The organism is Alishewanella sp. WH16-1 (assembly GCF_001441695.1).
Lineage (GTDB): Bacteria > Pseudomonadota > Gammaproteobacteria > Enterobacterales > Alteromonadaceae > Alishewanella > Alishewanella agri.
Map to the genome: position 1 here is coordinate 59,040 of NZ_LCWL01000078.1, position 19,508 is coordinate 78,547.

Genomic DNA, 19,508 nt, shown 5'->3' on the forward strand with positions numbered 1-19,508 from the left:
TTAAGTCCTCTCTGTCTTACTTAAAAACATCTCATTGACCGCACCGCCCGGAATCTGCATCGGATAAACGTGCTCCTTCGGATCGATATGGATATCCAGAAACACCAGCTGATCTTTGAGCTCGATAAAGGCGCGCTGCAGGGCCGGTTGCAGCTCTTCCGGTTTGGTAACCCGGATGCCAACATGGCCATAGGCTTCAGCCAGTTTGATAAAGTCAGGTAACGAGTCCATATAGGAGCTGGCGTAGCGGGACTCATAGTTCATATCCTGCCACTGCTTAACCATGCCCAGATAGCCATTATTCAGGTTAATAATCTTAACCCCCAAACCATATTGCTTGCAGGTCGACAGCTCCTGAATATTCATCTGAATTGAGCCTTCTCCGGTGACACAGACCACATCCGCCTGCGGGAAATTCAGCTTGACACCCATCGCTGCCGGCAAGCCAAAACCCATGGTGCCAAGGCCGCCGGAGTTGATCCAGCGGTTTGGTTTATTAAATTTGTAGTACTGGGCGGCAAACATCTGATGCTGGCCGACATCACTGCAGACAAAGGCTTCGCCTTTAGTGATCTTGCTGACCTGCTCTATCACATGCTGGGGCTTTAATAGTGCAGAGGTGGTGTCATAGCGGCCACCATGTACAGCGCGCCAGTCATTAATCTGCTGCCACCATTGCTCCAGCGCACTGCTATCCAGCTTTTTCTTTTTCTGCTTCACAGTCGCCAGTATTTCTTCCAGCACTGGCTGTACCAGGCCAACAATAGGGATATGGGCATTAATGGTTTTTGAGATACTGGCCGGGTCAATATCGATATGGATAATGGTGGCATCCGGGCAGAATTTTTTGGTGTTGTTAGTGACCCTGTCGTCAAAGCGGGCGCCGACCGCCAGGATCAGATCGGCATGGTGCATGGCCTGATTTGCCTCATAGCTGCCATGCATCCCCAGCATACCGATAAACTGCTTATCCTCACCCGGATAGGCACCCAGCCCCATTAGGGTATTGGTCACCGGCAGGTTCAGGTATTGCGCCAGTTCGGTCAGCTCGGCGGCAGCGCCACCCATAATCACACCGCCGCCCGAGTACAGCACCGGCTTCTTTGCTGCCAACAGGGCGCTAACCGCTTTTTTAATCTGGCCGCTATGGCCTTTTAGTTTTGGCTGATAAGAACGTAGCTTAATTTCGTCCGGATAATGATATGGAAACTTATTGCTCGGAATCGTCATATCTTTCGGGATATCCAGCACCACCGGGCCCGGCCGGCCGCTTTGCGCAATGTAAAACGCCTTCTTAATCAGGTACGGAATTTCCTCGGGGCGGCGCACCGACATATTGTGTTTCACAATAGGGCGGGAAATGCCCAGCATATCGGTTTCCTGGAACGCATCTTCACCAATCAGATGGCTCATCACCTGGCCGGTCAGCACCACCATCGGGATTGAGTCCATATAGGCAGTAGCGATACCGGTTACCGCATTAGTGGCACCCGGGCCGGAGGTAACCAGTACCACGCCGGCCTTACCGGTGGCACGGGCATAGGCATCGGCCATATGGGTCGCGGCCTGTTCGTGGCGCACCAGCACGTGTTTTACTTTATTTTGCTGAAATAACGCATCGTAGATATGCAATACAGCGCCACCGGGATAGCCATAGACGTATTCTACCCCTTCATCGGCCAGCGCACGGATCACCATTGCTGCGCCCGATAACATCTCGGCATGTTTGGATTGGCTTGTCATAGTCAGGTCTCATCATTTTACTGAGGTCAAAGCGCCTGTTTTTCGGGTACAGAACGCTGTTGGCAGCCTAAATGCTACCTTGTGCTACGTGGTTGGCTGAACGGTATTGGCGAACCTTACCGGCGCTTTAGTGGTTAGCTCTGAGGCTTTTATAGTGCGCCTGTTTAATTTACGGTAATGGCCGCGGAAAGTCGATGCCTTTTTCATGCTTTTAGACTTCTTTACTGCTTTGAAAAGCGGCACGTCGCCACCATAGTACAGGAAGTTAAAGCTAAGGAAGTGAAGTATGCAAAACCCTATTGTTGATGTCAGCCTGATGAATGCCCGCGAAGTGCTGGACCGTTCGTTACAGCAGCTGGTGATCTTCCAGTTCTGGTCGGCGCGCAGTGCGCTTTGTCAGCAGTTAAGTCCGGTATTGGAGAAAATTGTGCGCCAGTACCCACAGCAATTGTGTCTGGCCAAAGTAAATTGCGATCAGGAGCAGGACTTGGCGATGCAGTTTGGTGTGCAATCATTGCCTACCGTCATGCTGATTAAAGATGGCCGGCCGGTCGATGGTTTTGCCGGTGCTGAGACCGAGCAGCAAATTCTGACCCGGCTGGCGGCTTATCTGCCAAAACCGGAAGATGAGCTGATTGCCAAAGCGCAGCAATATTTGGCACAGCAGCAACTCGCAGAAGCTTATCCGCTGCTGGCCGAAGCGCTGACGCTGGCGCCAGAGCGGGTAGAAGTTAAACTCTGGTTGGCCGATACCGCTATTGGCCTTGGCCAGTTAACTCAGGCTGAAAAGCTGTTGGCCGAAGTGCGGCTGGCCGATCAGGACGCCTTATATAAAACCGTACTGGCCAAGCTGGAGTTGGCGCAGCAGGCCAGCAATACACCGGAGATCCAAGCACTGGAAGCCCGGCTAGCAGCAGCACCGGCAGATAACAGTTTAAAAGAGCAATTAGCTGTGCAGTACCAGGCCGTATTGCGCTCAGAAGAGGCATTAGCGTTGCTGCTGCAGATTCTGCAGCAGGATCTGAACTTTGGACAAAGCAAAAAGCTGTTTTTAGATATTCTGGCGGCTTTGCCTAAGGGCGATCCGCTGGCCAGCCAGTACCGGCGTAAACTCTATGCACTGCTGTACTAAGGCTGATTTTTGAGTGTCTTTGCCTGCAGTGGCGCTGAGCTGGGGAAGTTGTTTAGCCAGGTTGCCGCTGTGCTTAAGCGTTATCAGCGCTATTGGCAGTTACAGCCGATGGCGCGCTCGGCCTTACCCTTTGACGCTGCACTGAATAGCCTGCTGCAGAGCTTATCGCTTACTGAGCTGGCGGCACTGGAAGATAATCCTGAGCAGCAACAGCAGCTGTTTGGCGGCTTTTTCCCCGAACGCTTTGCGCTACCGGCGACCAGTCAGGCTGAGCCGGCAGAGGCCTTACCCGAGTGGCCATTTTGGCTCACCAATGGTATTGGCGGGCGTAAACTCTCGCAAATCCAGCATTTTTGTCAGCAGCTCGCCCCGTCGGAGCTGCCGCTGTTGGAATGGTGTGCCGGCAAAGGGCATTTGGGGCGATTGTTAGCGGCGCAGGGCCGGCAGGTGACCAGTATTGAATGGCAGGCCGAACTGTGCCGGCAGGGTGAGGCACTGGCAGCGCAATTTCAGTTGCCGCAGCGCTTTGTCTGTGCCGATGTGTTGACGCCGGCGGGACGGGCAGTGTTGTCGCCACAGCAACAGCTGGTCGCTTTACATGCCTGCGGTGATTTACATCTACAGTTAATCAAACATGCGGTTGCCGTCGGCACGCACGCCTTACAGCTGGCGCCTTGTTGTTATCATCTGATTGCCGCTGAACATTATCAGCCGTTATCGACGCTGGCGCAGCAGCATAATCTGCAGCTGAGCCGACAGGATCTGAAACTGGCGGTACAGGCTCAGGTTACCGGCGGTGAACGGGTCGCGCGGCTGCGGCAAACCGAAGTCAGCTGGCGTCTGGCGTATCAGTTATTGCGCACTGAACTGATGGCTGATGCCCGCTATCAGCCGCTGCCATCTTTACCTAAGCACTGGTTTAGCGGTGACTTTAATGCCTTTTTGGCCTATGCGGCGCAGTTGCAACAACTGCCATTACCGACGCTAATCGATGGTGAGGCTTTGTTAGCGAAAGCTGACGAGGCGTATTTACAGCTGCAGCGTATTGATGCGGTGCGGCATCTGTTTCGCCGACCATTAGAGTTGTATCTGGTGCTGGATCGGGCGCTATACCTGCAACAACAGGGTTATCAGGTACAGCTGTCGGTATTTTGTGCTTATCAGATCACGCCGCGAAATTTTTTAATCCGGGCCTGGCGTGATACGTCAGCTTTGGCTGACCGGTGTAGCCTGTAAGCTGCGTTGGTTCTGCTTCAGATAGCACTCAATTTGCTGGTCTTTACGCTGCCAGCGCTGGTTCAGCCACTGCTGGAAGTTATCGCGAAATGCCGGGTCATTAAAATAATCACCAATGACTGCGGCATCGACCGGCAGGATTTCGGCCTGGATCACCACCCGTTTTAACCGTCCCATTAGCATATCCAGCGCAATATGCTGGGTGTTATCCGGGTAAATCAGCGTGACGTCCAGGATGGCATTAAACTGCTCGCCCATACTGGCCAGCGTAAAGGCAATACCGCCGGCTTTAGGTGGCAGCAAATGGGTAAAAGGGCTGTTTTTAGCGCGCTGTTTTTCCGGCGTACAACGGCTGCCTTCTACAAAGTTGATGATGGTGGTTGGCGTATGCACAAACTTAGCACAGCTGTTACGGGTGGTTTCGATATCCTTGCCTTTAAGTTCAGGATGTTTGGCCAAAGTCGCGGCGCTATAGCGTTTCATATAGGGCATATCCAGCGCCCAGCAGCCGGTGCCAAGGAAAGGTACCCACTTTAATTCATCTTTTAAAAAGAATTTTGGCTCCGGGATCAGGTGATAAGCAAAGGTACTGACCACCGGAATATCAACCCAGCTCTTATGGTTGGCGATCAGCAAATACCAGCTGTCTTTATCCAACTGCTGCTGACCACTGATTTGCCAGTCGACATTATTAAACAGGTTAATTAAAAAGGTGTTCACCGCCGTCCAGCCCCGGTAGCAGCGCCGGCCAAGAGCGGCTATCAGCCGGTGCGCAGCTTTAAAAGGTAACAGCAGTTTCAGGATGCCAAGCGGGGTGACCACTATGCCCCAGAATGCCAGATTTAATGCAAACAAACTAAAGCTAATGGGTAACAGTAAAAATCCGGGTAAAAAGCTTAACATCGTTGACACACTCCGTTATTTGCCTGCGCCTGTCTCTAGCCTGGCCAGTTGCTGGTCTTTCTCTAACCACAACTGATTTAACCACTGCTGAAAGCGCTCACGATAAGCCTGATCGTGGTAGTCACCTATTAACTCTTTGGCAATAGGCAGTACCTTAATATTGACAGTTATAGCATGAACCTTGCCGGAAATATAATCCCAAAAGGTGGGAATGCCGCCGGGATAGTGAATGGTCACATCCAGCAATTTATGTAATTGTTCGCCCATGGCCCCCAGTACAAAGGCAGTACCGCCGGCCTTGGGTTTTAACAGATGTTGAAACGGCGACTGCTGGCGATCGTGCTTATCTTGGGTAAAGCGGGTGCCCTCGACAAAATTCATTATTGATACCGGCTTAAAGCGGAATTTAGCACAGGCTTTACGGGTGGTCTCGATATCTTTGCCTTTCAGCTCAGGGCGCTTTTGCAGCAATTTTTTGCTGTAGCGCTTCATAAAGGGGAAATCCAGCGCCCACCAGCAAAGCCCCATAAAGGGCACATACAGCAGTTCTTTTTTCAGAAAGAATTTAATAAAGGGGATCTTGCGGTTAAAAATATTCTGCAGAATTAAAATATCGGCCCAGGATTGATGGTTGGCGATAATCAAATACCAGTCTTTACGCGACAGTTTTTCCAGTCCTTCAACCCGCCACTTGATCGAGGTAAAAATACGGGTCGTCAGGTTATTAACACTGATCCAGGCTACCGCCATCGCATCCAGCAGATAGGTCATCCAGGCTTGCCAGCGTTGGATTGGCAGAAGTTTCAGAATCGCCAACAACATAATGGGTACAAACCAAAACAAAGTATTGACGACATACAGCAGAAAGGAAAGCGACCCCTTTATTGGGTGCGGTAACCAATTTAACATAAGGCACTTATCTCATTTTCAGGTGGCGAAACCACCGGCTAAATGGGGAGGTGTAAGTGGTTACACCTCCGATCAGTGCCTATTCTAGCTTAATCTTCGAAGTAGGTGTAACCATAAACGCCGGCTTTCAGTTCATCCAGCAGCTCATCTTTACGTTCGTCCTGCATGTCCAGTTTAGCCAGTTGCTTGGTGTAAGAGGCAATCAGCTTTTTGGCATCAAACTGCACGTAGCGCAGCACATCGGCTACCGTATCACCCTTGATAATATTGGTCAGCTTGTAACTGCCATCTTCGGTCAGTTCGACATGCACTGAATCGGTATCACCAAACAGGTTGTGCAGATCACCCAGAATTTCCTGATAGGCGCCGACCATAAACATACCGAGCAGATATTGCTGATCGTCTTTGTATTCCGGCAGCGGCAGGCTGGATTCGATACCATTGCCATCAGCATAGCTTTTCAGCATACCGTCTGAGTCACAGGTAATGTCCTGAATAATGGCGCGGTGATTCAGTGGCTCCGTCATCCGCTCCAGTGGCATCACCGGGAACAGCTGATCAATACCCCAGGCATCCGGCATGGACTGGAACAGCGAGAAGTTAACGAACAGCTTATCGGCCAGTTTTTCATTTAACTCATCGTGAATCGCGCGGTGTGAGCGGGCATTCAGATCCAGATTCGCCCGTACCTTATTAATGGTGGCGAAGTACAGCTGCTCTAACAGTGACCAGTCCTGTAAGGTCAGCAGGCCATGCACATACTGGGCATGGGCATCGGTAAAGTAGTGGACAGCATCATGGTAGGACTCGACGGCACTACGTGGCGTAACATTGTTGTAGGCGTCCCACATCCCTAAAATGACCGTCGGCGCGTCTTCGCTTGGCTCTGGCAGATTCACTAAACCAGGCGCCCGTTCGATATCAATAGCATCGGTTACCAGCACCGCATGGTGTGCGGTCATCGCCCGGCCTGACTCGGTAATAATATTCGGATGTGGTAAGTCGTACTCGTCACAAACTTCTTTTAAACCATTAACCACGTTACGGGCATATTCGTACATGGTGTAGTTCATCGAACAGGCAGAGCGCGATTTCGAACCTTCGTAATCGACACCTAAACCGCCGCCGACGTCTACTGTGGTAATAGGCACGCCGAGGGTCCGCAGTTCAGCATAGTGACGGGCACATTCGCGGATCGCATTGTGAATATCGCGGATATTGGCAATTTGCGAGCCGATATGGAAGTGCACCAGCTGCAGCAGGTCTAACTTGCCGGCATCACGCAGAATATCAATGGCTTGCAATACCTGAGTGGCGGTGAGGCCAAATTTGCCTTTTTCCCCACCGGTATTTTGCCATTTGCCTTTGCCGACCGAGTTTAAGCGAATACGAATACCAATACGCGGTGCCGCACCCAGATTATCGATTTCGCGCAGCAGGGTTTTTAGCTCTGACAGCTTTTCAACGACCACATAGACAGTATGGCCCATCATTTGGCCAATGGTCGCCAGACGCAGGAATTCGCTATCTTTATAACCGTTGCAGACGATTTGCAGCGGCTGCTCGGTTACACCGAGGATCGCCATCAGCTCCGGCTTACTACCGGCTTCCAGACCCACTTTACCGCTGTCGTGGCTAATCAGGCGTTTAACTACTGAGAATTGCTGGTTTACCTTGATTGGATAGACCGCGGTATAGTTACCCTGATACTCTTTTTCGGCTTTGGCGCGTTGGAAAGACTTAATTAAGGTATCTACCCGATGCTGCAGAATATCGGTAAACCGCACCAATACCGGCAGCGTCAGGCCTTCTTCCTTAAAGCGTTGCGTCAGCTCAGGAAAGCTAATACCTGGCTTACTGTGATCCTGATCCGGGTAGGCAATCAGGTCGCCGTCCTTATTCACATCAAAATAGCCTTCGCTCCATACGGCTACGTTGTAAATAGAACGCGCCTTCTCAAAACCCCAGTCTGCCATTGTCTTTCCTCAAAAAAATTAACTGCTATAGTTTAAAGCCATTAGCCGCAAGGTGCAGCAAAAAAGCCGAAAAATTTGTATGTCAGCGCTGTCGCAGGCAAAATACGCGCCTTATACGTTGCAGGGGGTAAAAATGTCAGTATTTGATGACAAAAAGTGGCTAACCGAGGTGTTTGCCGACAGCGGTAGTGTGTTTGGTCTAGCCATTACCAGGAAACTGGACGAAGTTCAGTCACCCTTTCAGAAAATTGCCATGTATGAAACCACTCATTTCGGCAATTTAATGGTGATTGATGATGTGATTATGCTTAGCAGCCGGGATAACTTCCTGTATCACGAAATGCTCAGTCATCCTGTGCTGTTTACCCATCCGAACCCGAAGAATGTGGTGATTATCGGCGGCGGTGATTGCGGTACCCTGCGCGAGGTGTTAAAGCATCCTGGCGTAGAGCGCGTAACGCAAATCGATATCGACGAGCAAGTGACCCGGATGGCAGAAAAGTACTTTCCGGAGCTGTGCGCATCAAACAATGACCCGCGCGCAACGCTGAAGTTTGAAGACGGTATTAAATTTATGCGCGAAGCTGCGCCGGGTTCTATCGATGTGATTATTGTCGATTCGACTGATCCTATTGGCCCGGGCGAAGGCCTGTTTAACCGCGCCTTTTATGCCAGCTGTGTCGCGGCCTTAGCCAACGACGGCATTCTGGTGCAGCAGAGTGAATCACCGCTGATCCATATGCCGCTGTTAAAAGCGATGCGTCAGGCAATGAGCGATGCCGGCTTTGCCAGCCTGCAAACACTGAATTTCCCGCAAATGGTGTATCCATCAGGTTGGTGGACCTGTACGCTGGCGAAGAAAAGCGGTGAATTTAACGGTTTCCGCGAAGCCGATGCGGCGGCTGCGCCCTTTAGTACCGAGTACTACAATGTTGAGGTACATAAGGCGGCCGGCGCCCTGCCAAATTTTGTAAAAAAAGCCTTTGCTGAATAGTCAGCGGTAAAATAGACAGCTGTAAAACACAACGCCCGGCTTAGCCGAGCGTTTTGCCTTTAGCACAACAAATTACTCGACGACCGGTTCAATATGGATTTCTACCCGGCGGTTCTGCGCACGGTTAGCGTCAGAGGTATTAGGTACCGCCGGATAATCCGGGCCATAACCAACCGTTTCAATCCGGATCGGTTGTACCCCTTGGGCTACCAAATAAGTTTGTACTGATTCGGCGCGGGCTCGCGATAAATTCATATTGTACTGGTAAGGTCCGGTATCATCGGTATGGCCAGCTACCACCAGCATGGTTTTCGGATAATCACGCAGTACCTTAGCGATATCGTTTAACACCGGATACAAGCTGGCGCGGATATCCGAGCGATTGATATCAAAGGTGAGCTGCGCCGGAATATCTAACATCAGCTTGTCGCCGTTACGAATCACTTTCACGCCAGAGCCGGTCAGCTCCTCGCGCAGTGCTTTTTCCTGCTTGTCCATATAGCTACCGACAGCGGCTCCGGCTAAAGCACCCACCGCAGCGCCAATAACCAGTCGCTTATTCTTGTGGTTACCGGTAGCCTTACCAGCGATGGCACCAGCTACCGCACCAATGGCAGCGCCTCGGGTCGTATTTTGATTATCGGTAGTAGCACAACCGGCTAATACCAAACTGCCTGACATCAGGGCGACTATCGCAACTTTTGTTTTCATCTCAATTCTCCATTTCGCCGATGGCGCTTAGTATAGAGTAGTTTAGCTGTGACGTATGAATCATTGCTGAATTACCGGAGTCTGACCAGACAAATAGCATTAGACATATAGACTGCCAAAGCTTAAGCTTTGCGCAAAATCTAATTCAGCATGGCGGTTGGAGCGGCGGGTACCTGATATGGCAGTATGTGGCTGGAAACGAATCGTATTAAAGGTGGGCAGCGCACTGATTGCACCGAATGCAGCCGGTTGCTCGACGCGGTATCTGTTGTCGATTGCCCGTTTTATCGCCGAATGCCGGGCAGCAGGAACAGAGGTAGTGTTGGTGTCGTCGGGCAGTGTCGCCGCAGGTCGCAATGCCATTAGCTATAAGCAGTTGCCGTTGCCAATTAATGTGAAACAGGCAATGGCGGCGGTAGGTCAGAGCCGGATGATGGCAAGCTGGGCACAATTATTTGATTTTGACTGTGCGCAAATCCTGCTCACTCACGATGATTTAAAGGATCGTCGTCGTTATCTGAATATCGACAATACCCTGCGCACTCTGCTGGCGAACCAGGTGTTACCTATTGTTAATGAGAACGATACCGTTGCCACAGCTGAATTAAAGGTCGGTGATAACGATAATCTGGCGGCGATGGTGGCGATTCTGGCCGATGCTGATGCCTTATTAATCTGTTCAGATATTGATGGTCTTTATACCGCCAATCCACGCGCTGAACCTGATGCGGTATTGGTGCCGCAGGTTGCACAAATTACGCCGCAGATTTATGCGATGGCCGGTGGCAGCCACCATGCTATTGGCACCGGCGGTATGCAGACAAAAATTCAGGCCGCCGATAAAGCTACCCGCGCCGGTATTGATACGCTGATTATCAATGGCCAGAAAGCGGCAACCTTTGATGAATTACTGGCCAACCGGCATTGTGGCACGCTGTTCCACAAGCAACAGGAAAGAGTCAGTGCTAAGAAACACTGGTTACGCCACAGTCTGAAGCCGCGCGGTCAACTGGTCATTGATGAAGGGGCCGGGCAGGCGTTACTGAGCCGCGGCGCTTCGTTATTACCGTCTGGGATTACCGCTATTAATGGCGATTTTGAAAAGGGTGATGCAGTACTGGTGCAGAGTACTACTGGCCAGACGTTGGCTCAAGGTATTAGCCAGTATAGTAGCCCTGAACTGAACAAAATTCGTGGCGTTCATAGTCAGCAAATAGCCAACATCCTGGGATATTGCCCCAGTGAAGTGGCTATTCACCGCGATGATTTAGTACTGTTTCGGGACTAGTTCTATACTGGTCCCGCTGGTGTCGATTTTTTAAATTATATGGCGCTCTAGGGGTCAAGTTGTGCGAGTAGTTGACTCTCGCGACCCAGGATACTGTGCTGCTCATGGATCCGTCGTTGCAGTTGGTCGATACGCTGGCGTAATTCGTTGAGCTGGTGATTATTATCGGCTAGCAACGCTTGGTGTTTGTTGCGAGCGCTTTGTAATTCGCTTTGCTGATCGCTGCCGGCCTGTTGTTGTTGCTGCGAAGCTTCGCTGCGAGCAGCTGTTAGCTGTTCATTTTGCTCAGCCGATAGCGCATCCACTTGTTGGCGATAGGTCGTAGCGAGCGCAGCAAGGTCTGCGCGACGTTTATCGGTGACAACTTTTTCAGCCGCGGCAATTTCCTGTACCCTGGTGTTATGGGTCTGGTCGATCTGTTGATATTCAGCCCGCAGCTTTTCGTCAGCTTGAGCTTTAAAGAGGGTATAGTCTGCTCTTTGCATAGTACTTCTGGCGCTCTGAGTTTCAGCCGCATGTGCTTTGCGGGCAGCATTACGTTGTTCAGTACGAAGATCCTGAGCTTTGGTGCGAGCCGCTTTAAACTCGGCAGACTGCAGGCGATACGCACTTTCAATTTCAGCAGCCTGCTTATCATGTATTTGCCTGAATTCCGCCGCTTTAGCTTGTCGTTGCTGTTGCAACTGATTGCGTAACTCGACGTTCTGACTACTTAGCTGTTGTGCCAGCTGGTCCCTTTGCTGATAGCTTTGTTGCTGCAGGGTATTTAGTTGCTCGCTGGATTGTTGCGCTTTAGTTTGCAGCTCCTGCTGTAGTTTGTTGTACTCAAGCAGCAGCTGCTGAAATTGTTGCTCGTCGGTGGCAATCTGCTGCTCAATTTTTTGTTGCGCTTCTTTGGCTGTTTTCAGCAGCTTTTTATAATCACTGCTGCCAGCTATCACATGTTTGTCGGGAAAGCGACTCAGAGGCATGCCGAAAGAGATGGGTTGCACCAGATTCAGATCCATACCAACCTGCCATTCACCGTTATAAAGCGCAGAATTTGCCAAACCGTTCAGTTTGAACTTCTCATTTTTCTTCTGCGTCACCTCCAGAATATCCACTTCCTGTAAACGACCAATTCGGTGGTGCATTGCTTCTGTTGGGGCAATTTCCGCATTAAAGCGGTATTGCCAAACAGGGCTGACTTTAGTCCCGGTTTCTTCCTCAGCCTCTACGTTAAAGCTGGTGACTTGCCATTGCTCGGGTATTTCTGCTTGCAGTTGTTGTTTGACGGCTGCCAGTTGTGGTGCATCACTGCAGGCAGTAAGCCACAGCATCGGTAGCAAGATTAGGATTAATGAATACTTCATTTGTATGACTCCGGTTAGTAACCGGGCGGCAGCTTAGCCGGTCGCCGGTTGGTTATTGAAATCAACCCGAAGTCGCGTGCACGGCGTTGCGACCCACAACAGAGTTATGGCTGTTATAGTGTAGTTGGTAGCGAGGGAGAGTGGTAAGCTGTTAGTGTAAAAAACAGGCAGAAAGCGCTCGGGGAGACAAGATGCAAATTGCGGTTGTGGGGGGTGGCATTAATGGCCTGTGCAGTGCCTGGCAGCTGGCCCTGGCTGGTCATCAGGTTACTTTGTTTGAACGCGACCAGTTAATGCAAGCCACCAGTGCGGCCTCATCTAAATTGTTACACGGTGGCTTACGCTATCTGGAGCAAGGTGAGTTCCGACTGGTGCGTGAAGCCTTGCAGGAGCGACGCTGGTGGCTAAAGAAAGCGCCGCAGTTGACCCGCCGCTTACCCATCCTTTATCCACTCTATCAGGATTCGCAACGAGCGCGCTGGCAGCTGAAAATCGGACTCTGGCTTTACGATAGCTTTGCCGGTAAAAAACGTATAGGCCGGCATCGCTGGTTAACGGCGGCGCAGACGCTACGCTGCTCACCGCAGCTAAAAGCCGAAGGGTTATTGGGGGCTTATTTGTTTTTTGATGGTCAGATGGATGATCAAAAACTTGGGCTCTGGATGGCTGAGCAGTGCCGCAAAGCGGGTGTTAAAATTGTTGAGCACAGCCCGGTAATAAAGATTCAGCCAGATGGCGAACTACAGCTCGGCAGTGGCAAGCTGAAATTCGCCAAAATTATCAACGTTGCCGGTCCCTGGAGCAGTGCTCTGTTACAGCAATCCGGCCTGTCCGCGGCGCCCCTTGATCTGGTGCGGGGTAGTCATTTGTTGCTGCCAGCGATTAGCCGCTATGGCCATATGCTGGAAGTGCCGGGCGAGCGGCGTATCGTGTTTGCTTTACCTTATCAACAACAGTGTTTGCTGGGCACGACCGAGGTGCGGCAGCAACTAGATGAACCTGTACAGTGCTCACCAGCTGAACGCGACTATTTACTCGATGTTTACGCACATTACTTTACGCCAGCCGTTGCGCCAGCGCAGCTCTTAGGCAGCTTTGCCGGCGTCAGGCCGTTATTGGCGGGAAGTGCGGATGCCAGTCGCGCCAGCCGCGAATATCAGTTTCACTGGCAGGGCAACATTCTGACGGTCAGTGGTGGCAAATGGACCACAGCGCGGGCTTTGGGGCAACAGCTGGCGGCTGAGGTCAACCGCCGCTGATAGCCTGGGCTCCGGACTTACAGATCCAAAGCCAGGATTTTTGAGCGGCGCTGATAGTTATACAGCTGCTTTTTCTGGGCCGGCAGATCATCGACGGTCACCAGTTCAAAACCCTGCTCTAAAAACCAGTGAATGCTGCGGGTCGTTAATGCAAACAGCCGGTCGTACTTACGCTGCCGGGCCTGCTGGATGACGCTTTTGAGCAGGGTAGTACCACGATCGGCATCGCGGTAATCCGGGTGTACCGCTAAACAGGCAAATTCGCCAACATTTTCTTCCGGAAACGGATAGAGCGCGGCACAGCCGATCACCAGACCATCACGCTCAATCAGCGTAAAGTAGTCGATTTCCATCTCCAGTTGTTCGCGCGAGCGGCGTACCAGTAAACCTTGCTGCTCCAGCGGCCGGATCAGATCCAGAATACCACCGATATCGCTGATTACCGCGCGGCGTAGTTTTTCTGCCGATTCAGTAACGATCTGGGTACCGATACCATCGCGTGAGAACAGCTCCTGCAGTAATGAGCCATCTTCGGCATAGCTGACTAAGTGACAGCGTGGCACGCCGGCGCGACAGGCGGTAACAGCTGCGCGTAAAAACGCCGCTGTGCCGACGCAGTGGTCCTCCTGCTGCTCCAGTTCATACAGAATATGTTCTGCCATATTCGGCATCAACTCTGCAGTGATTTCGCCATTTTCGCCGACAATACCGCCAACATCGTTAAAGCCAATCATCTTGTCGGCTTTCAGCCGAATCGCGACCTGGGTGGCAATTTCTTCCGCCGTTAAATTAAAGCTCTCCCCAGTGACCGACGCGGCTATCGGCCCCATTAGCACGATACCGTTATTATCAAGCTGCCGGCGGATACCAGCAGTATCGATACGGCGCACCTTACCGCTATGGAAATAATCCACGCCTTCATCGACGCCGAGTGGCTGAGCAATGACAAAGTTACCGCTGACCACGTTAATCTGTGCGCCCTGCATCGGCGTATTGCTTAAGCTCATCGATAAGCGGGCGGTAATATCCAGCTGTAAAGCACCGGCAACCTGTTTGATCAGCCGGAACGAATCATCATCAGTGACCCGGATCCGGTTATGGTACTGCGGCTCCAGCCCGGCATTGTGCAGCGCCTGATTGATTTGTGGCCTGGCGCCATACACCAGTACGACTTTGATCCCCAGACTGTTCAGCAGCGCAACATCATTGATAATGCTGCGAATGCCGGGTTGCATAATGGCTTCGCCCCCCAGCATCACCACAAAGGTTTTGCCACGGTGGGCGTTAACATAGGGGGCAGATTGGCGGAAACCGCTGACGAGTTCAGTTGTACGCACGGGCGAATGTTTTCCTTGCACGGTATACAGATAAGATAAGTCTGGCAGTTTTCCGGGAAAACTGCCAGACCAGCGCAAAAAGTTGCGGGATTTTAGCAATAAAGTGGTTTTATATCCAATATTTCTGCATAAATATTCCTGTTTAATCCAGAATAATATGCGGTAAGAAACGCGAACTGTCCTTAGTGATCAGACTGTTATCTTCACGAATGCCGATCCCTGCTGCTAAATCACCGACCACCCAGCTGCCAATCAACGTATAGCTGTCACCAAAGCGTGGCAACGGCGCAAAGGCTTGCCGGATATAACCGCTATCGGTATAGGGTCCACCTTGTTGCAGCTTTTCACCTTGTGGTGTAATCAGTTCTACATTGGCCCCTTCACGCGAGAACAGGGGTTTACGCACCCAGCCAGGGTTCAACGCTGTTTTGCCGTCATCAAAAAACGCCGGCAACAGATTAGGATGGCCCTGATACTTTTGCCACAATAACGGCAGAATCCCTTTATTGGAGAGCAGTAACTTCCATAACGGCTCTAAAAAGCGAGTGTCGGAGCTTAAAATGGTGCTGGCGAATTCTTCCTGCAGCATAAACTCCCAGGGATAGAGTTTAAACAGGCCCTGGATCGGATAACCTTCCAGATCGACCAATTGACCGTCGATATCGCCAATCTGCTCCAGTTGGATATAGCGGCTGTCCAGGCCACTTTGCAGCGCAATATCCATCAGATAATCAGCAGTGCCCTTGTCTTCCTGGCTTTCTGTCACGCTACTGAAATAGAAAGGACGCGGTAAAGGCAGCTCGGCGAAGGCCTGCTCCAGTTTATCCTGCAGCGAGTTAAACTGATCGGCGCCCTCAGGCAACAGGCCGCGCATTTGCTGATCTTCCAGCCAGACCCACTGAAAAAAGCCGGTTTCATATAACGAGGTTGGCGTATCGTAGTTCAGCTCCAGCAATTTTGCCGGGCCCTTGCCATCATAAGCAAAATCCATTCGGCCATAAAGATGCGGCTCGGCGCGCTGCCAGCTATCTTTCACCGCATCCCAGAACGGCTCCGGGATGCCTAGCTGGCTCAGTTGCTGTTCGCTGCGGATAATATCCGGGATCAGATCCAAGGCCATTTGATGCAGCTGCTCGGTCGGTGCTTCCAGATCCTCTTCAATCTGTGCCAGACTAAATTGGTAATAGGCAGACTCGTCCCAGTATGGCTCGTTATCAATAGTATGGAACTGAAAACCAACGCTTTCAGCAAACGCCTGCCAACCCGGGCGAGGGGCAATCGGAACCTTCTTCATCGTTTAGCCGCCATAAGTCGCCTGCCGTGGTGCTGTAGCCGCACGTTGTTGCGCTTGGGCACCAAAGCCGCCACGGCGGGCCAGGGTTGCTGGTTTTGGCTGTACGGCGGAAGGGCGAACCTGGGTTGGTCCAGGCTGACTGGCCACCGGGGTATTGGTTGCGGTGCGGAACGTACTCTGATCATCGCGCGCTTTGTACAACGGCTGGTTTGGCACCGTATTGCGGCCAGCAGCTGCGGCTGCAGTTTGCTGCTGTTGTTGTGGTGCCATGCCACCGCGATTGAGCATTTGACCGGCTAAAAAGCCCATCATCATCGGCATAAAAAAGCTACCCTGTGCATGTTGTTGCGGGGCTGTTTCACATTGGCCAGTACCAAAGTCCGCTTCGCATTCCTGCTTATTGGCGTATTTGGGGGCGACCTGTGGATGCAGTGCTTGTGCCTCGGCAAATGCCGACTGACATTGCGCCGGTGGATTGTAGAAGGCCGCACATTCATCCGGGGTATTAAATACCTGGGCTTCAACCGCTTTTTCAGCACCACAGCCCTGTAGTACCAGGGTTGCGGCGGGCACCATAAAGATCAGCGCCGCTTTGCGGCTACGCTTAAAGGATTTTTTTTGCATCTTAAGCTCCTTGGGACATAGCTTAGTAGGTCATACAGGCAGCATTGAGCATACCCACGCTAACTGAGCAGCCAGCGGAGAAAATACCGGCGGCGATATCACCCTGGGCAATACGTTGCGATAGATTTTTTAGTGCCAGTTGGCTGATAAAAAAGGTCAGTACTTGCACCAATAACGCCACCAGGCCCCAAATGGCACAATCAAGCAGGGACATAGAATGAGTAATAGCGCTGGAAAGTGGTAGGGCAAAACCAATTAACGCGCCGGCAAAGGCCACTGCAGCTGCCGGGTTATTATCACGGATTAAGCCAAATTCATCATGCGGCGTAATCCAGCTATACAAACGAACAAAGATGAGCACTGACAGCACTGCCACAGCGAAGTAAGCCAGAAAAGACGGTAAGCCGGCCAGTGAGGTTAAAGCAGTATCAAGCATGGTGAACTCCCGATAACGAAACTACGCAGATCCTGCGGAAATTTATGGCTAATTACAAGTAAAACCGCACGCGGTTGCCTGCAGCAAAACCGCAGTCTGACATTTATCGCATCTGACAGGGTTAATATCCTGTTTGCAAAGCAGCAAGCAGGCAGATTTTCTACACTCGAGCCGATTATAAAAACAACTGAGGTACCACGATATGACTAAGATCTCTGCTCTGGCGCTGGGTGTTGCGCTGGCGCTTGGTGTGGCCGGCTGTAGCAGCCAGTCTGGCACTGAGCAAGCGGTAGTCAGCCCAACTGCCAACAGCCAACAAGCGGGTTTTGAATTAAGTAACTTTGATAAAAGTGTCGCTCCGCAACAGGACTTCTTCCGTTTCGTAAACGGTAACTGGTTGGGTAAAACCGATATTCCGGCCGATAAAGCGCGCTGGGGCAGTTTTGACGAACTGCGTGAAAACGCTGAGAAGCAAGTACTGGACATTATTCAGGAGCTGGCCGCCACTGAGCATCCGAAAAACTCCGATGCGCAGAAGATGGCCGATTTATACAAATCATTTTTAAATGAGCCGCTGATTAATACGCTGGGCCTGAATCCACTGCGTGGCGATATTGCCCGTATTGAGCAGGTGCGCAACCATCAACAGCTGGCAGTGCTATGGGGTGAATTACAACGCTACCGTTTCGGTACCCCGGTAGCGGTGTTTGTCGGTCAGGACCAGCGGCAGTCAGATCAATATATTACCGGTGCCAGTCAGGGTGGCTTAGGTTTACCGGATCGCGACTATTACCTTAAAGATGACGAGCGTTCGCTGCAGTTACTCGGTCAATACCGTGACTTTATCGCCAAATTGTGGCAACTGGCAGGTTGGGAGCAACCAGAACAAGCGGCTGAACAGGTGATTGCGCTGGAAACTCAGCTGGCTAAGGCGCAGTGGAGCCGGATCCAAAACCGCGATCGTAATGCGACCTATAACAAGCTGAACCGTGCCGAGCTGGCTAAACTGGCGCCGGGTTTTGACTGGCCGGCGTTTTTACAAGCCGCCGAGCTGGGTCAGGTGCAGGAACTGGTGATCCGTCAACCGTCATACTTTACCGAGTTTGCCAAGCTGCAGGCCCAGGTGCCGGTTAGCCAGTGGCAGACGTATCTGAAGTTTCACCTGCTGCGCGCTAATGCCGCTAACCTGAGCGAGCCTTTTGCGCAGGCCAGTTTTGATTTCTACGGTAAAACCTTAAGCGGCCTGCAAGAGCAGCGCAGCCGGGAAAAACGCGCGGTAAATCTGGTTGATAGCAATCTGGGCTTTATGGTGGGTAAGGAGTATGTTGCCCGCCATTTCAAACCCGAAGCCAAGGCGCGGATGGATGAGATGATTGAAAATCTGCGTGGCGCCTTTAAAGAAGCCATTAACGAGCTGGAGTGGATGAGCGAGGCGACCAAGGTCGAGGCTCAGGCCAAGCTGGCGAAGTTTAATACCAAAATTGGTTACCCGGATGTTTGGCGTGACTACGATTGTTTAACCATCGATGCTAACGACTTAATTGGCAACTTACGCCGCAGCAGTGAATGTGAGTATCAAAGAATGGTTAACCGCTTAGGCCAGCCGGTAAACCGTGATGAATGGGGCATGACGCCGCAAACGGTTAACGCTTACTACAGCTCCACCATGAATGAAATCGTGTTCCCGGCTGCGATCCTGCAACCACCGTTCTTTAACGTCGATGCTGATGATGCGGTAAACTACGGCGCGATCGGTGGTGTCATTGGCCATGAATTTACCCATGGTTTTGATGACCAGGGCCGACGTTCTGATGGTAACGGTAACCTGCGCGACTGGTGGACGCCTGAAGATGAGCGGCAGTTCCGTGAGCGTGCGCAGCGCATGGTCGATCAATATAATGCGTTTAACCCGATCGATAACCTGCATCTGCAGGGCGCCTTGGGTCTGGGTGAAAATATTGCCGATCTGGGTGGGTTAACGGTGGCGTTCCGCGCTTACCAGAACGCCACCAAAGATCAGCCACAGCAAACCCTTGCTGGTTTTACCCCAGAACAGCGTTTCTTTATCGGCTGGGCTCAGGTCTGGCGCATTAAGTTCCGCGATGAAGCCTTGCGACAGCAGGTCATTACCGGGCCACATTCACCGGGCATGTACCGGGTGTTAGGTGTGCTGTCGAATATGCCAGAGTTCTATGAAGCCTTTGAGGTAAAACAGGGCGATGGTATGTATCGCGAAGAAGATGTGCGGGTAAAAATCTGGTAATACGCACGGTGTGCTAACAATAAACCCCGGTCAACTGACCGGGGTTTTTCG

At 51.6% G+C, this 19,508-nt stretch carries 16 protein-coding genes; 6 read left to right on the forward strand and 10 right to left on the reverse strand.

The window, feature by feature from the left end; genetic code table 11:
- On the reverse strand, positions 1 to 1,743 hold the full coding sequence (locus tag AAY72_RS07420) for an acetolactate synthase 3 large subunit (protein ID WP_082628961.1): 1,743 nt from the start codon (positions 1,741 to 1,743) through the stop codon (positions 1 to 3).
- Positions 1,744 to 2,029: 286 nt separating this feature from the next.
- Here AAY72_RS07420 and AAY72_RS07425 point away from each other — a divergent pair, with 286 nt between their 5' ends.
- Entirely contained in the window at positions 2,030 to 2,875 is an 846-nt protein-coding gene (locus AAY72_RS07425; protein WP_008950522.1) for a tetratricopeptide repeat protein, read from the forward strand.
- A 9-nt stretch (positions 2,876 to 2,884) separates the two neighbouring features.
- Entirely contained in the window at positions 2,885 to 4,111 is a 1,227-nt protein-coding gene (locus AAY72_RS07430) for an SAM-dependent methyltransferase (RefSeq protein WP_057786448.1), read from the forward strand.
- On the opposite strand, the gene AAY72_RS07435 is transcribed toward AAY72_RS07430, so the two are convergent.
- The 3 genes from AAY72_RS07435 to speA form a co-directional block, all read right to left on the reverse strand.
- Positions 4,082 to 5,014 carry an acyltransferase gene (locus AAY72_RS07435; protein WP_057786450.1) on the reverse strand — a complete coding sequence of 311 codons (933 nt, stop codon included), beginning with the start codon at positions 5,012 to 5,014 and terminating at the stop codon, positions 4,082 to 4,084. The two genes, AAY72_RS07430 and AAY72_RS07435, sit on opposite strands and share 30 nt — an antisense overlap.
- Before the next feature lie 15 nt (positions 5,015 to 5,029).
- Positions 5,030 to 5,923, reverse strand: coding sequence for an acyltransferase (locus AAY72_RS07440; RefSeq protein WP_057786452.1), 894 nt, complete (start codon positions 5,921 to 5,923; stop codon positions 5,030 to 5,032).
- 89 nt (positions 5,924 to 6,012) lie between these two features.
- Positions 6,013 to 7,899 carry a biosynthetic arginine decarboxylase gene (gene speA, locus AAY72_RS07445; protein WP_057786454.1) on the reverse strand — a complete coding sequence of 629 codons (1,887 nt, stop codon included), beginning with the start codon at positions 7,897 to 7,899 and terminating at the stop codon, positions 6,013 to 6,015.
- Between the two features lie 133 nt (positions 7,900 to 8,032).
- Here speA and speE point away from each other — a divergent pair, with 133 nt between their 5' ends.
- Complete coding sequence (gene speE / locus AAY72_RS07450) at positions 8,033 to 8,893, forward strand: polyamine aminopropyltransferase (protein WP_057786534.1); 861 nt, start codon at positions 8,033 to 8,035, stop codon at positions 8,891 to 8,893.
- Between the two features lie 72 nt (positions 8,894 to 8,965).
- Here speE and AAY72_RS07455 read toward each other — a convergent pair whose 3' ends face one another.
- Positions 8,966 to 9,604, reverse strand: coding sequence for an OmpA family protein (locus tag AAY72_RS07455; protein WP_057786456.1), 639 nt, complete (start codon positions 9,602 to 9,604; stop codon positions 8,966 to 8,968).
- Positions 9,605 to 9,782: 178 nt separating this feature from the next.
- Here AAY72_RS07455 and proB point away from each other — a divergent pair, with 178 nt between their 5' ends.
- The gene (gene proB, locus AAY72_RS07460) at positions 9,783 to 10,892 is read left to right on the forward strand and encodes a glutamate 5-kinase (protein ID WP_057786536.1); all 1,110 of its coding nucleotides are present in this window, start codon (positions 9,783 to 9,785) and stop codon (positions 10,890 to 10,892) included.
- A gap of 47 nt (positions 10,893 to 10,939) precedes the next feature.
- On the opposite strand, the gene AAY72_RS07465 is transcribed toward proB, so the two are convergent.
- Positions 10,940 to 12,244 (reverse strand): hypothetical protein, encoded by a 1,305-nt coding sequence (locus AAY72_RS07465; RefSeq protein ID WP_057786458.1) that lies wholly within the window; start codon positions 12,242 to 12,244, stop codon positions 10,940 to 10,942.
- A 191-nt stretch (positions 12,245 to 12,435) separates the two neighbouring features.
- Between AAY72_RS07465 and AAY72_RS07470 the strand changes: the two genes are divergently transcribed.
- Positions 12,436 to 13,503, forward strand: a complete 1,068-nt coding sequence (locus tag AAY72_RS07470) for a glycerol-3-phosphate dehydrogenase/oxidase (RefSeq protein WP_057786465.1) — start codon at positions 12,436 to 12,438, stop codon at positions 13,501 to 13,503.
- 17 nt (positions 13,504 to 13,520) lie between these two features.
- On the opposite strand, the gene argA is transcribed toward AAY72_RS07470, so the two are convergent.
- The 4 genes from argA to AAY72_RS07490 all read right to left on the reverse strand — a co-directional run bounded on the left by argA (position 13,521) and on the right by AAY72_RS07490 (position 17,194).
- Positions 13,521 to 14,840 carry an amino-acid N-acetyltransferase gene (gene argA, locus AAY72_RS07475; RefSeq protein WP_057786538.1) on the reverse strand — a complete coding sequence of 440 codons (1,320 nt, stop codon included), beginning with the start codon at positions 14,838 to 14,840 and terminating at the stop codon, positions 13,521 to 13,523.
- A gap of 142 nt (positions 14,841 to 14,982) precedes the next feature.
- Positions 14,983 to 16,134 carry a glutathionylspermidine synthase family protein gene (locus AAY72_RS07480; protein WP_057786467.1) on the reverse strand — a complete coding sequence of 384 codons (1,152 nt, stop codon included), beginning with the start codon at positions 16,132 to 16,134 and terminating at the stop codon, positions 14,983 to 14,985.
- A 3-nt stretch (positions 16,135 to 16,137) separates the two neighbouring features.
- Positions 16,138 to 16,758 (reverse strand): DUF1190 domain-containing protein, encoded by a 621-nt coding sequence (locus AAY72_RS07485; protein ID WP_057786469.1) that lies wholly within the window; start codon positions 16,756 to 16,758, stop codon positions 16,138 to 16,140.
- A gap of 22 nt (positions 16,759 to 16,780) precedes the next feature.
- On the reverse strand, positions 16,781 to 17,194 hold the full coding sequence (locus tag AAY72_RS07490; protein WP_057786471.1) for a DUF350 domain-containing protein: 414 nt from the start codon (positions 17,192 to 17,194) through the stop codon (positions 16,781 to 16,783).
- Between the two features lie 202 nt (positions 17,195 to 17,396).
- Between AAY72_RS07490 and AAY72_RS07495 the strand changes: the two genes are divergently transcribed.
- Positions 17,397 to 19,457, forward strand: a complete 2,061-nt coding sequence (locus AAY72_RS07495) for a M13 family metallopeptidase (RefSeq protein ID WP_057786473.1) — start codon at positions 17,397 to 17,399, stop codon at positions 19,455 to 19,457.
- The last annotated feature ends 51 nt before the right edge of the window (positions 19,458 to 19,508 follow it).